General features: G+C 38.3%; 9 protein-coding genes and 2 tRNA genes. All 11 read left to right on the plus strand.

Going from position 1 to position 14,072, the window contains the following annotated elements; all coding sequences use genetic code 11:
* The first annotated feature begins 1 nt into the window (after position 1).
* The 11 genes from ACLR96_RS05295 to secD all read left to right on the plus strand — a co-directional run bounded on the left by ACLR96_RS05295 (position 2) and on the right by secD (position 14,070).
* Positions 2-84 (plus strand) — tRNA-Leu (locus tag ACLR96_RS05295).
* 168 nt (positions 85-252) lie between these two features.
* Positions 253-1,659 carry a helix-turn-helix domain-containing protein gene (locus ACLR96_RS05300; RefSeq protein WP_177268380.1) on the plus strand — a complete coding sequence of 469 codons (1,407 nt, stop codon included), beginning with the start codon at positions 253-255 and terminating at the stop codon, positions 1,657-1,659.
* Between the two features lie 307 nt (positions 1,660-1,966).
* The gene (locus ACLR96_RS05305; protein WP_412265378.1) at positions 1,967-3,682 is read left to right on the plus strand and encodes an APC family permease; all 1,716 of its coding nucleotides are present in this window, start codon (positions 1,967-1,969) and stop codon (positions 3,680-3,682) included.
* Between the two features lie 155 nt (positions 3,683-3,837).
* The gene (locus ACLR96_RS05310; RefSeq protein WP_177268384.1) at positions 3,838-4,407 is read left to right on the plus strand and encodes a DUF5684 domain-containing protein; all 570 of its coding nucleotides are present in this window, start codon (positions 3,838-3,840) and stop codon (positions 4,405-4,407) included.
* Between the two features lie 149 nt (positions 4,408-4,556).
* On the plus strand, positions 4,557-5,852 hold the full coding sequence (locus tag ACLR96_RS05315) for an FAD-dependent oxidoreductase (RefSeq protein ID WP_177268386.1): 1,296 nt from the start codon (positions 4,557-4,559) through the stop codon (positions 5,850-5,852).
* Positions 5,853-5,939: 87 nt separating this feature from the next.
* Complete coding sequence (locus ACLR96_RS05320) at positions 5,940-6,740, plus strand: GH25 family lysozyme (protein ID WP_177268388.1); 801 nt, start codon at positions 5,940-5,942, stop codon at positions 6,738-6,740.
* A gap of 21 nt (positions 6,741-6,761) precedes the next feature.
* Positions 6,762-10,427 (plus strand): efflux RND transporter permease subunit, encoded by a 3,666-nt coding sequence (locus ACLR96_RS05325; RefSeq protein WP_177268390.1) that lies wholly within the window; start codon positions 6,762-6,764, stop codon positions 10,425-10,427.
* A 20-nt stretch (positions 10,428-10,447) separates the two neighbouring features.
* Positions 10,448-10,534 (plus strand) — tRNA-Leu (locus tag ACLR96_RS05330).
* A gap of 54 nt (positions 10,535-10,588) precedes the next feature.
* Positions 10,589-11,038: a preprotein translocase subunit YajC gene (gene yajC, locus ACLR96_RS05335; RefSeq protein ID WP_187525533.1), complete on the plus strand. Its 450-nt coding sequence runs from the start codon at positions 10,589-10,591 to the stop codon at positions 11,036-11,038.
* Positions 11,039-11,154: 116 nt separating this feature from the next.
* The gene (locus ACLR96_RS05340) at positions 11,155-11,520 is read left to right on the plus strand and encodes a TIGR04086 family membrane protein (RefSeq protein ID WP_177270321.1); all 366 of its coding nucleotides are present in this window, start codon (positions 11,155-11,157) and stop codon (positions 11,518-11,520) included.
* A 171-nt stretch (positions 11,521-11,691) separates the two neighbouring features.
* Positions 11,692-14,070, plus strand: coding sequence for a protein translocase subunit SecD (gene secD, locus ACLR96_RS05345; RefSeq protein ID WP_177270319.1), 2,379 nt, complete (start codon positions 11,692-11,694; stop codon positions 14,068-14,070).
* Positions 14,071-14,072 lie beyond the last annotated feature (2 nt).

Consider the following 14,072-nt stretch of genomic DNA (forward strand, 5'->3'; position numbering starts at 1 on the left):
TGCGGCCTTGGCGGAATAGGCAGACGCGCACGTTTGAGGGGCGTGTGGGAGACCGTACCGGTTCAAGTCCGGTAGGCCGCACCAAGTTCGACTCGGGATTTTTCGGAATTCCGAGTTTTTTGTACAAATATGTTTTAAAATCAGAATCATTCAGTTACTTTGCCTTGTAAAAAATTTTGATTATAGATATAATGATATTATATAAATTTATTATAAGAGAGCCGGCACGGTGTAAAAAGGAATGGGTGTATCATGATAGAACGAGAATTTATAAAATTTATATCGGGAACACCGATTGCCATCAGAACCTATAACATAGATAAATATGAGCCTCATTATCATGATGATTGTATTGAATTGTTATTCGTGTTGAACGGAGCTGTTAACATACGGGCCAACTATGACAGGTTCTATATGACAAAAAATGATTTTACGATAATAAACAGAGGTGATATTCACTATATAAGAGGTGACAAAGATAACATGGTAGTATCTCTGTATATAAATCTAAAAGCATTTGAGGAAAAATACGAATATGTAAGATATATTTATTTTCTGTGTGAGAGTTTTAATGCCAACAGTGTACAGAAAAAATATAATCCTGAGGTGAGGAAACTTTTTACTGATATAGTTTTAGAGACTGCAGAAGAAAAAAAAGATATACATAAAATAAATGATAAAATATGGCAGCTTATGGATATTTTTATCAGCAAATACGATTTTGCTCATTATCATAATGGCAGAGAGATTCCTGATAATCAGCTTCAGAGATACTATAGAATAATAAAAGAAATAGAAACCAATTACGGAGAAAAGCTCGATCTTGATTATTTTGCTCAAAAAGAATTTGTAGGAAAAAATTATATTTCACAGTTTTGGAAAAAAATAACTAACATGAATCTCACGGATTATATAAATGCTATAAGAACTGAGAAATCTGAAAAAATGATGCTTACAGGTGAAAAAAGTGTCAATGAAGTATCTTTCAAATGTGGATTTTCTGATCCTAAATATATATATAAGGGGTTCAGAAAGTGGTATGAAAAGACACCGTCGCAGCATAAACGTGAATATAAGAGATATAAAGAAGAAGGAACCTCTGTAGATGAGTATGGCATTGGAGAATTTATAGTCAAATTCGGACATGACCTGGTTTATGCCGATATGGATGAAATAAAAGTTTCTCTTATACAAGGAGAAGGCGCTAAAGACAACTGGAAAAGAAAATATGAAGCCGAGGTAAGAAAATATTCGGGAAGCAGGATGAAGCAGGAACTTATAAAAGAAAGCCACCGTGAATCAGGAATACGTGAAGTATATCTTCCTCTTTTCGACAGATCTGTCACCGATGTTTCAGGAGAATATGTGACTTTTGATAAAAAGTTTATCGAAAAAGTCTTAGTAAAAGTTAAAGAACTGGCTCAGACACTTTTTATTGAGATGCGCTTTAGAGAAAGGGCTTCAGATGAATGGGAAAAAATAATAAGAGGTTTTTCCCAGATCGCAAAAGATATAGGATCGCCTGATCTTTTGTCTATGTGCAGATTTGTTGTGTGTTTGGATGAGTTTGGGGCCGATATAGAGGCGAAGGAATTTATCGATAGAATTTCTGATATAGTAAACAGAAAACATATCAAGATAGCGTTAAAGTTTGACTGAATATTATCACAAAACTGACAATTGACAAAAGTGGACAAAAATAGAGAAAAATTGACAAGGATATATTTTAACTTAAAAATCAAGAAAAAGTCCTTGTCTTTTTTGTTTGAAAAAATAGATAATTGAGCGATTGAAGATTAATTTTTTTTAAAATATTATTAAATCAATTTAAAACTATCATCATTTAAACACATTTAAGGACAGATAAATAAAATGTCGTAATATGTCACAAAAAAATAAAGTTTGACAAAATTACAGTTTATGATAAACTTGGGTGTGTTAAATAGTTGACAGGAGGTGTTTTTTTATGAGTCAACAAGAGCAAGTTCATGGTGTTGCCGGACTCAAAAAGCATGATATCAAGGTTTCAGGAATTGTATTCATGCTCTATTGTCTGGTGGCGGCAGGAGCCTTCGGAATCGAAGAGATGGTTCCGGAAGCAGGACCGGGAATGACTATTATCTTACTTTGTGTATTCCCGATAGTATGGGCGTACCCTATCAGTAATCTGGTAGCAGAATCAGGTTCGGTATTACCGTCAGAAGGCGGCGTATACGTTTGGGTAAAAGAAGCGTTCGGTGAGTTCTGGGGATTCCAGGCAGGATGGTGGGGAACAGTATCCACTTATATCACTAACGGCGTATATGTAGCGTTGGTTGCAGGTTACACAAGTCAGATGATACCTGGTATGTCTGAGGCCGGAGTACACGCAATAAAAATCGGAATGATATTGATCTTTACAGTTGTTAACTTGATGGGACTGAAAGAGGTAGGAAAAGTAAGTACTATTCTTTCCATCCTCATCGTTCTTGCGTTCGGACTGGTTGCAGTTGTAGGTTTTATCAACTGGCAGACAAACCCAATTGATCCTATAATGCCTGCTGATTACAGTATTATCGATGGTTTAGGCGGCGGTATCTGTATATGTGTATGGATGTACTGCGGATATGAATGTATCTCCAATATGGCAGGCGAAGTTAAGAATCCTCAGGTAATCCCTAAGGGACTTAAGATAGCTATGCCGCTGGTTGCGCTTACATATGTGCTTCCTACATTGGGTGGTCTTGCATCTCTTCCTGCAGGAAGCTGGGAAAACTGGTCTACAGAAGGCGGTTTCGGAACAGGAGTAGGTTATGCTTCAGTTCTTACAACACATCTCGGACAGGCATGGGGATATATATTCCTGGTTATAGCAATCATTTCACAGTGTGCGATTTTCAATACATATCTTGCATCAGGTTCAAGAGGATTCTTCGTACTGGCTGATGATAATCTTGCTCCTAAGTTCCTGGTAAAGGTAAGCAAGAAGAAAGGTGTTCCTTATATAGGAATCTTATCACTGGCTATAGTTACTCTTATACTGGCACAGTCATCATTCACTACTCTGGTAAGTATGGAAGTAGTTTTCATGCTAGCTCTCTATATTATTCTTCCGATAGCTGTAATAAAGCTGAGAAAGAAGCTCCCTATAGAAGAAAGAAAAAAGAGAGGTCTGTTTGTAATGCCCGGAGGAAGTGCAGGTCTGATCTTCTATGCAGGCTTCCCTATGGTTATTGCAGTTATTGCGCTGCTGATAAACGGTACTGACTATTTGGCTGTAGGTCTTCTGGCTATTTGCTCAGGTCCGGTTGCATATCTGATCTTTAAAAAGATTTACGGTGGAGTTGGTAAGAAAGATCCTGAAAATTATCCACTGAACGGAGCTGGATTTGCAAAGGGTGATACTGTAAGAGTCGGTTTGTTTATGTTCCTTGCAGGACTGATGGCATTCCTCGGACAGTTCTGGCTCAGATGGTATGAGCAGGATTGGGGTCCTGATGATTATGATATGCTGGGAGAATCAATTTCCAAAGTACAAGATATTCTTTTATGGGCTGGTCTTGCGGCTATCGTAATAGGTGCTGTAATATTCTTTGTAGGAAAGAAGAAGGATGCTCCTATGCCTGAAAAACCGGTAGATATGGATGCTCTCATGAATAAGTATCTTAACGAAGAAAAACATGAATCCTTCTTTGAGGATTAATCTTCAATAATAATCTATATTAAAAGCAGTCATCTCGCATTTATTTTAGTGAGGTGATTGTTTTTTTGTACAGGGAGGGATGTTGAAAATACAGCTGCTGTACAGTATAATGAATAAATGATTGTTTTATTGTAATAGAAAATGGAGGAAGAAAAATGGATTACTATTACAGCTACAACAGCACATATGGGTATGAGAATCCGGCATTTATAGTTGGATATACGATCGGCATTCTTGTATTTGCTGCTATCGCTGTTATATCATGGTGGAGGATATTTTCCAAGGCCGGGGAAGCAGGATGGAAAGCTATAATACCTTTCTACAATATGTATACGGCGTATAAGCTGTTTTGGAAGAAAGCGATATTTTTTATCATGCTTGCTCTTGGAGTTGTCGGAGCTATAGGATATTTTATTATGATATTTGGGGTCGCAGCAATGTATATGTTCGGCGGCGGATCAGGAAATATGGCGGCATTTGCTATTGGCCTTATTTTGCTTTTAGGATGCAGCGTAGCAGCGCTTGTACTTCAGATAATATTTTATAATCGTATTTCAAAGGCATTTGGTCATGGCGCCGGCTTTACAGTAGGACTTGTATTGCTGAATTTCATCTTTTGGCTTATATTGGCTTTCGGATCATCCAGATATGTGACGGATGATCAGGTTCAAAATATGAATAATGAAAATGCAAATCAGTATACATATAGAAATCCTATGGAGTGATGACCTGAATAATAATCATTGTTAAATAAAAATGACAGATGATATATAGAAAATATTATCTGCCATTTTTTTTGCGATAATTATCTCTGATTTTGGTAAATAATAAAAGTATTATGTGATGAAATCGGATATCGAAGGAGGAGATGGCAATGAAGTATCTATGGGAAGAAACTGCAGATCGGAAAGTATCAGAATCTTTGATGGGTGATACAGAAACAGAGGTACTGATTATAGGAGGAGGAATATCAGGTATAATGTGTGCCTATATGCTTCAAAGTAATGGTATAGACTGTATGGTAGCAGAAGCTGCTACTGTCGGAAGTGGTACGTCAAGAGGAACAACTGCTGCACTTACTCCGCAGCATGGAGATATATACACAAAACTGACAAAGAAATATGGAAAAAATACGGCGAAGGGATATCTTGATGCTAACCTGGACGCCTTAAATCGGTATGAAAAGCTGGCCGGAGAGTTTGATTTTGATTTTTCTTATAAAGATTCGTACATTTATTCGTTAAATGATAAAAAGCGAATGAGACTTGAAGCTGCCATTGTAAGGGAACTGGGATTCCCTGCGGAATTCACTGACACTACCGAACTTCCTATGAAAGTTGCAGGTGCGGTGAGATTTCCAAAGATGGCACAGTTTCATCCTCTGAAACTTATTTTTTCTCTTTGTGAAAATTTAAATATATACGAAAATACACAGATAAAGAAGATAGATGAAGGCAAAGCCTATTTTTCAAAGGGTTCTGTAAAAGCCAAGAAAATAGTGATAGCAACCAGATTTCCTTTTATGAATATGTACGGTTTATATCCTCTTAAATTATATCAGAAGCGTTCTTTTGTTTTGGCACTTGAAAATGCTCCTGATATTGGTGGCACCTATGCAGATATATCAGAGCGAGGTTTTTACATGAGAAATTATAAAGATCTTCTTATTGTCGGCGGAGGAGATCATAGAACCGGAACAAAAAACGATGGATTTGAAACTGTGAGAAACTTTGTAAGTGAGTATTTGCCTGAATGCAGTGAAAGGTATTCTTGGGCGGTTCAGGATTGCATAAGTCTTGATGATATGCCTTATATAGGAAATTACAGTAGAATGCTTAATAATATATATGTAATATCAGGTTTTAATGAGTGGGGTATGTCGTCTGCTATGGTGGCGGCTTCGATTATAAGCGATAAAATAATGGGCATTGATAACAAGTTTGAACATATTTTTTCTCCTGATAGAGGTATACTTGCGAGACAGACAGTTCTCAACGCTGTTGAGGCAGTAAAAAGTTTTCTGTCTCCGGGGAAAAAGCGATGTGCTCATCTGGGATGTGCTCTTAAAAAAAATATAGATGAAAATACATGGGACTGTCCATGTCATGGCTCTCGTTTTAGCATGGATGGAGAACTTTTGGAAAATCCAGCAGTTCGTGATATTAAATAATGTGAATACTGCGTGATGATTGATCTGCCTTTGTTGAAAATTTGAAAAAGTGCAGATATAATAAAGTATTATGTTGTACCAGTGATTATGATCGGAATAAGAATGACCCAAAGACACAGAAGAAGCAGAAGATACGGCAGCAGATCGCGCAATCAAAAAGTCATCAATAAGATATTTGTGATCGCAGCTATAATCATAGTTGCGATCATAGTTTTATTTGTGCGTAATTTGTATTTTTTTATTACAGAAAGAGATGTAACCGATGAGAACCGTTATCCGGTGAAAGGGGTGGACGTATCTTCGTATCAGCTTGAAATTGACTGGAAAGGACTTGAAGATGAAGGCTTTAAATTTGCTTTTGTAAAAGCTACGGAAGGAAGCAGTCATGTAGATGAGAGGTTTGAGTACAATTGGAATGAAGCTAATAAAACAGATATGAAGATAGGAGCATATCATTTTCTGAGCTATGATACGAACGGGGAGGCTCAGGCAAAAAATTATATTGATACTGTCAATAAAAAATTAGGTATGCTTCCACCTGTAGTAGATGTAGAATTTTATGGAGAATATCAGGAAAAGCATCCTGCAAAAAATACAGTGAGAGAAGTGCTCACTACAGTTTTGGATGAACTGGAGGATCATTATCATAAAAAGCCTATCATATACACTAATTCATACATATATGATGAATATATTTCAGGTATATATGAAGATTATGACATATGGATAAGCGCTCATGATATACCTGAAACTTTAAGTGACGGGAAGAAATGGTCTTTTTGTCAGTATACGTTTTATGGTAAATCAGAAAATGTGGCCGCAGGAGAAAAATATGTAGATATGAATGTGTTCAATGGAAGTTCTTGGGATTTCAGAAAATATGACTGAAAGTAAAGAGGAGGAAGTGTAATGCTGTCTAAATTCAGCGTAAAACGGCCGTTTACCGTATTGGTTGCCGTAGTAATTGTTATTGTGTTCGGGGTGATATCTTTTATGAAGATGACACCGGACCTTTTCCCTAATATAAACACCCCTTATGTGATGGTGATGACTGCATATCCGGGAGCAAGTCCCGAGGAGGCAGAAACGGAGATCACAGAGCCTATGGAGCAGCAGATGGCAACTCTTACCAATATAAAGAATGTGACATCGGTTTCGGCAGCCAATTATTCTATGATACAGATGGAGTTTTCTGACGATGTAAATATGGATGCTATTTCTGTTGATATCAGGGACAAGATAAGCCAAATAGAAGGAAATATGCCTGAAACTGCAGGAACCCCGGTAGTTATGAAAATAAATCCGGATATGATTCCGATAGTAACGTCTGCAGTGGGCATGAAAGGAAAATCTGCGGGAGAAGTATCGCAGTTCACTAAAGAAAATCTGGAAAATCAGCTTTCCGGAGTAGAAGGCGTAGCGTCAGTTTCTGCTATGGGTATGATTTCCGATAATATACAGATAGTACTTTCTCAGAAAAAAATAGATGAAATTAATGATAAAATATCTTCAGCTATAAGCAGTCAGTTGGGAGAGGCAAAAGAACAGATAAACAGCGGAATAAGTGCAGCAAACAGTGGAAAAGAACAGATAGCTTCAGGGAAAACTGCCGTAATTGAGGGGCAGAAGCAGGCATCGCAGCAGATCGCTGCAACAAGATCTCAGCTTAAAAGCGGACGTGAGAAACTTGTCGAGCTTAAAAAACAAGGACCGACACTTAAGGCATTGCTTAAACAGTATGATGAGGCCATAGCTTCCAATAATCCTGTTGCAATAAAAGCTGCTGAACAGGCTATTGCACTTTTGGGAATGGATGTGGATACTCTCAGAAAATCTGTCGAGCAGTTAGATACTATAGATCAGCAGATAGCTGCAGTTGATACTGCATTAAGAGATCTCGATGCTCAGGGGGCTACTGCTACATTTACGCTGGGGAATAAGTATTCTGATCTGTCAGCCGCAGAAAGCACTATAGATGCGACAGTAAATCAACTTCAGAGTGCTCTTGCAGAACTTCAAAGCTCAGAGGAAGCCGCTCTTGCCAGTGCTGATATGACAGGTGTGCTGACAATGAACAACATATCAGCTATTTTAAATGCTCAGAATTTTTCTATGCCTGCAGGATATATAACTGACGGAGAAGCAGAAATTTTGGTAAGTGTAGGCAATAAGATAAAGGACAAAGAAGAACTGAATAATCTTGTTCTGCTTGATATGGGGATAGATGGAGTAGACCCCATAAGATTATCTGATATAGGCACTGTTACATATACTAATCAGGCAGAGGATACATATGCAAAAATAAATGGGCAAAACGGAGTACTTTTGAGTTTTACCAAGCAGTCGAGTTATCCCACAGCTGAAGTTTCGGAAAATATTACAGACAAGTTTTCACAGCTTGAGAAACAGTATGATGAACTGGAATTTACTATGCTTTCAGATCAGGGAGAGTATATAAATATTGTTGTAGATTCTGTTCTTCAGAATCTGCTTATGGGGGCTGTACTTGCTATATTGATATTGCTGTTTTTCCTCAGAGATATCAGACCTACGCTGATAACAGCGGTCAGTATACCAATAAGTGTCGTTTTTGCTATAGTATTGATGTATTTTTCAGGGGTTACACTGAATATGATATCATTGTCCGGCCTTGCTATAGGAGTAGGTATGCTTGTGGATAATTCTATAGTAGTGGTTGAAAATATATATAGGCTCAGAGCTTTAGGATACAGTAGGATAAAGTCTGCAGTTTCCGGAGCGGTTCAGGTTGCGGGAGCTATTACATCATCTACTCTTACTACGATATGTGTTTTTGTTCCTATAATATTTGTAGACGGAATGACTAAGGATTTGTTCACTGACTTGGCACTTACAGTGGCCTATTCCCTTATAGCCAGCCTTATAATTGCATTGACTCTGGTTCCGGCGATGGCTAAGGGAATGCTGGGAAAAGACACGAAAAAATCTATTCTCAGTCAAGACGGCAAGACCATAAGTAATTATAAGAAGATAGCCTCGTGGAGTCTGAGTCATAAAAAAACTTTAATTATAGCATCAGTGGCTATATTAGTTGTATCTACAGGGTTAGCTCTTGCAAGAGGATTTTCTTTTATGCCTTCCATGAGTACTTCTCAAATATCTGCAACGATACAGATGCCGGAGGAAAGTTCGCTTGAAGAAACTTCGGAGACTACGGATGCGATATCTGAAGAAATTAAGAAAGTAGATGGTGTAAAGACAGTAGGCGCTATGCTTTCCAGTGATGCTATGGGAATGTTCGGTATGTCTTCTGGTCAGCAGGATGTGACATCTACTATGCTATACATTATATTGGATGAAAATAAAACAGAAAACGGAAGCCTTATAGACAAAAAATTAGAAAAAATGGCAGAAAAATATGGTTGTGAGATTGTTTCATCATCAGGAACGGATATGACATCTATGATGGGAGGATCAGGTGTGTCTCTGAATCTTTACAGTGATGATCTTGAAATTTTAAGAAAAACAGGTTCATCTATAGAGGATGCTTTGAGAGATATGAAACAGCTTGAAGAAATTTCTGATGTAGATGAGGACAGTACAGAGGAAATGAAAATAGTAGTGGATAAGAATCTGGCTATGAAAGAAGGGTTAACTACAGCACAGGTATATCAGCAGGTTTCTTCTAAACTTACAAAGGAAGCGACAGCTACTTCAATTAAGCAGTCTGATAAATCGGTAGATGTTATAGTTGAGAATACTGTCTCAGAGAATATTGATAAGGATGACCTTATGAATATGAAACTTTCTGCCGATAAAAAAGACGGGACTAAATCAGAGATAACATTATCGTCCATAGCTTCTGTAGAAACAGGGAAGTCCATGAATTCCATAAATCATGATAATCAGAAAAGAAGTCTTAAGGTTACGGCGGCAGTGAAAGAAGGATATAACGTAACACATGTGACTGATGAAGTGAAAAAGATGATTCAAAAGGAAAAACTTGTGCCTGAAAACGTCAAGATAGAATACGGTGGTGAAAATGAAGAGATCGTGGATGCCATGAAGCAGATGTTGCTGATGCTTGTAGTGGGACTCGTTCTGGTCTATCTTATTATGGTAGCGCAGTTTCAATCACTGCGATCTCCATTTATCGTGATATTTACTATTCCGCTGGCTTTTACGGGAGGAATGCTGGCACTGCTTGTATGCGGTCAAGATGTTAGTGTGGTCTCTATGATGGGTTTTGTTATGCTGATGGGCGTTGTGGTAAATAATGCTATAGTGTTGGTTGACTGTATAAACAAATTCCGCATGGAAGGAATGGAAATGGATGAAGCTATCATAAATGCCGGGGCTGTAAGAATGCGTCCTGTACTGATGACTGCCATAACTACTATACTGGGGCTTTTGCCTCTTGCCATAGGAATAGGTACAGGAGCGGAAATGATACAGCCTGTAGCTATTGTCTGCATAGGAGGACTGCTTTATGCAACTCTTATGACTTTAGTTATAATTCCGATCATGTACAAGATTTTTGCCAAGAAACATATTGAAAAAATTAAAGAGGAAGACCTTGAAATACTGTCAGTATAATGATATAATCAATATGCTGTGCCGGCGTGATGGAATTGGCAGACGTGCGGGACTCAAAATCCCGTGGTGGCAACACCGTATGGGTTCGACCCCCATCGCCGGCACCATTATCTTCGGATAAAAATAAATTATAGAACACACTCAAACAGGAGGAGCGTTAAATGAACGGAACTTTGACGATGTTATTGCCATTAGTCATTTTGCTGGCCGTAATGTATTTTTTACTTATCAGACCACAGAAGAAGAGAGAAAAAGAAATCAATGCTATGAGAAGAGGTATCCAGGTAGGAGATGAGATCATAACTATCGGAGGTATCTGCGGAAAGATTGTCAAGACAAAAGAAGAATCTCTCGTCATACAGGTGGGAGCAGATAAAGTGAAATTCGAAATCATGAGATGGGCAGTTTCAAAAGTAGTTGAGGAAAGCAAGAGACCTGCGGCGAAGGCTAAGGAAGAGGTTGAAGAGATCGAAGAAACCGAAGAAGTAAAGCCTGCTAAACCAAAGAGAATGAAAAAAGCAGCTCCTGCTCAAGAAGAAACAATCGAAGCGGAAGCAACTGAAGAAGTTGGAGAAACAGAAGAATCTGCTGAAGCAACTGAAGAAAAATAAACAGAAATTTTAAGAGAGGGAGACCTCTCTTTTTTCGTGGTCAATAAATCTGTTCGCCCTGTGTGTTTTCATAATTAGCTGATGAGTGCAATATAATAAATTATCGGAGGTGAATTATGGAAATATTAAGAAGAACATTAAAAGCTTATATGTTAACATTATGTATCTTTGTGATACTCACATTTGTTCTTGCGGCAATCATCAATTTTACAGGATTCAGGGAGAGCTGGACGTTCGCAGCTTTGTTGGTGGCTTTATCTGTGTCATGTACGTTTATTGGTGTAATGGAAGGCAATATCGTAGGGAAAAAGGGGCTTCTTGTGGGAGCAGCTTCTTCGGCTGTTTTGATTCTTATAATACTTTTGGCGGTGGGAGGAGTTTTCGCAGGAGTCTTTGGAATGCACAGTTTCAATATTTTTTATATTATTCCGGTTATCATAGGCGCTGTCGGAGGAGTTTTCGGTGCAAATCTTGCTAAATAAAAAAGCAGACCTTACCTGCGGTTAGTTCATATAACAGAGTAATATTTTCGGCATGATGAAAAATCAGTGGATTTTCCTTGTTTACAAGCACAAAAAGTAGTAAACTAATAAAAGTATGATTAAATGGATTTTTTGTCGTCTGTTTAAAATAAATCATAGCCGGAGGATCAGATGAACTATAAGTTAAAAAGAGTTTTAGCAGTATTGTTTGTTGTCATAATAGCCGTGGGATGGTATCTTACTATCTTCGGAGCGGGACCTATAGATCCCATAAAGGACAGAATAAAACTGGGCCTTGATATTAAGGGCGGGGTTTATGTAGTAATGGAAGCAGATACGGATCTTAAAGGTGATGATCTTCGGGAGGCAATGGAACAGACACAAAGTGTCATTGAGGAGAGGGTCAATCAGATGGGGCTGGCCGAGCCGGTCGTTACTATAGAGGGAGAGAAGCGAATAAGGGTGGAACTGCCGGGAGCAGATGATGCCCAGCAGGCCATAGAACAGATAGGAAAAACTGCGCAGCTTCAGTTTGCTCTTGCTGATGGAACGATAGTTTTAGATGGAGGCAATGTTAAAGATGCATCTATTGCTACAGATAGTGAAAAAGCAGGGTATGCTGTTTCTCTTGAATTTGACAGTGAAGGAGCGGATCTTTTTTATCAGGCAACGACCAAAGCATATAACGGAACTGTGACATCTTCTGTAGAAGGGGTTTCCAATAAATCTATAATGATAATACTTGACGGACAGATTATCTCGTATCCGGAAGTAAATGAGCCTATAAGTGGAGGAAAATGCAGTATTACAGGCAATTTTTCTCAGGAAGAAGCTTCTAATCTGGCCGCTTTGATAAGAGGCGGAGCGCTGCCTTTGGAGTTACATGAAGTTAATTCTTCTGTTCAGTCGGCAAAGATAGGATATGATGCTCTTGAAATGAGTGTTTACGCAGGACTTATAGGTCTTGCCATAATATTGATACTCATGCTTGTAGCATACAGAGGAATGGGGCTTGCGGCTGATCTTGCGTTACTGTTTTATGTGGTGATAGTACTGAATGTAATGGCATTTATGGGAAGTGTACTGACATTGCCGGGTATTGCAGGTATTATCTTATCAGTAGGAATGGCAGTGGATGCCAATGTTGTTATCTTCTCAAGAATAAGAGAGGAGATTGAATCGGGGAAGACGGTAAGATCTGCTGTGCAGATTGGATTTAAGCGTGCCATGAGTACTGTTATAGATTCTCAGGTAACTACTCTTATTGCGGCTGTCATCTTATATGAAATAGGAACGAGTTCAGTAAAAGGTTTCGCATGGACCTTCATGATAGGTATTGTTGTAAGTATCTTTACAGCAGTAGTTGTCACTCATTTATACGTAAGCATTATGTCTGAAGGCAAGAGAACAGGACGCAAAGGTTTTTTTGGGATAAAGAAAAACAACAAGGCCACTTTCTCTATAAACAGAGACCTTCATTTTATAAAATACAGAAAAATATATTACGGAATATCTGTGGCTATTATGGTGGTGGGCCTTGTATGCGGCGTAGTCAGAGGATTGAACTATGGCATTGATTTTACCGGTGGAACGATGATTCAGATGGATATGGGGAAAGAAATATCGATTTCCGATGTTGAAAAAGCCATAAAAGAATATGATCTGGAGCCGGAAATAATATATTCGGGAGAAAACAATGACCAGATAGTCATCAGGACTATAGAGTCTCTTGATACTGATGAGAGAGCTGAAGTTATAGGAACTATAAACGATACTTTCGGTACGACGCAGGAAGACGTGGTAGCGGAAGAACTTTTTGGTCCGTCAGTGGGAAAAGAACTCAGAAATAATGCTGTTTTGGCAACAGTTCTGGCCGCTGTGTGTATGCTGATTTATATAAGATTCAGATTTTCACAGTGGAAATTCGGCGGTGCGGCGCTTCTTGGAGTGCTTCATGATGTACTGATAGTCATAGCATTTTATGCCATATTTAATATCACTATCAATAATCCTTTCATTGCGGGTATACTTACAGTAGTGGGATATTCTATAAATGACACTATCGTGGTATTCGACAGAATACGTGAGAATATAAAATATATGAAGAAAGGAAGCACAGAACAGCTCGTTGATAGGAGTATAACTCAGACTTTGGGCCGTTCCATGATGACTTCGGCAACTACATTGATAGTTATGATACCTTTGCTTATTATGGCAGGAGATGCTATAAGAGAGTTTGTTATACCTTTGATGGTGGGCATTATTGCCGGAGCATATTCCTCCATAGGAACCTGCAGTCCTCTTTATTATGAGTTTTCGAGACCGGGAAGAATGTCCAAATATGAAAAACATGTAAAAGCAAATCAGAAAAAGACAAGAAAGGAAGAAAAATTCCAGGAAGTGAAAGCACTGGAAGAAAAACATGATCCGGAACCGGAAGTTGAGGCAGGAAGACCTTTAAACGAAAAGGAAAATAATGCTGTCGATAAAAATAAGCCTAAAACAAATGAAAAAAGATCAAAACGTTATGTAAAAGGAAATAAAAAGTAAAG

Origin of the sequence: Lentihominibacter sp. (assembly GCF_046951855.1) — a bacterium.
Classification (GTDB): domain Bacteria; phylum Bacillota; class Clostridia; order Peptostreptococcales; family Anaerovoracaceae; genus Lentihominibacter; species Lentihominibacter hominis.

Bases quoted from the DNA above. Each gene is read 5' to 3' on its own strand.
- ACLR96_RS05320 (WP_177268388.1), top strand. From the start codon at position 5,940: ATGATCGGAATAAGAATGACCCAAAGACACAGAAGAAGCAGAAGATAC.
- ACLR96_RS05325 (WP_177268390.1), top strand. From the start codon at position 6,762: ATGCTGTCTAAATTCAGCGTAAAACGGCCGTTTACCGTATTGGTTGCC.
- yajC (WP_187525533.1), top strand. From the start codon at position 10,589: ATGAACGGAACTTTGACGATGTTATTGCCATTAGTCATTTTGCTGGCC.
- ACLR96_RS05340 (WP_177270321.1), top strand. From the start codon at position 11,155: ATGGAAATATTAAGAAGAACATTAAAAGCTTATATGTTAACATTATGT.
- ACLR96_RS05315 (WP_177268386.1), top strand. From the start codon at position 4,557: ATGAAGTATCTATGGGAAGAAACTGCAGATCGGAAAGTATCAGAATCT.
- ACLR96_RS05305 (WP_412265378.1), top strand. From the start codon at position 1,967: ATGAGTCAACAAGAGCAAGTTCATGGTGTTGCCGGACTCAAAAAGCAT.
- ACLR96_RS05310 (WP_177268384.1), top strand. From the start codon at position 3,838: ATGGATTACTATTACAGCTACAACAGCACATATGGGTATGAGAATCCG.
- ACLR96_RS05300 (WP_177268380.1), top strand. From the start codon at position 253: ATGATAGAACGAGAATTTATAAAATTTATATCGGGAACACCGATTGCC.
- secD (WP_177270319.1), top strand. From the start codon at position 11,692: ATGAACTATAAGTTAAAAAGAGTTTTAGCAGTATTGTTTGTTGTCATA.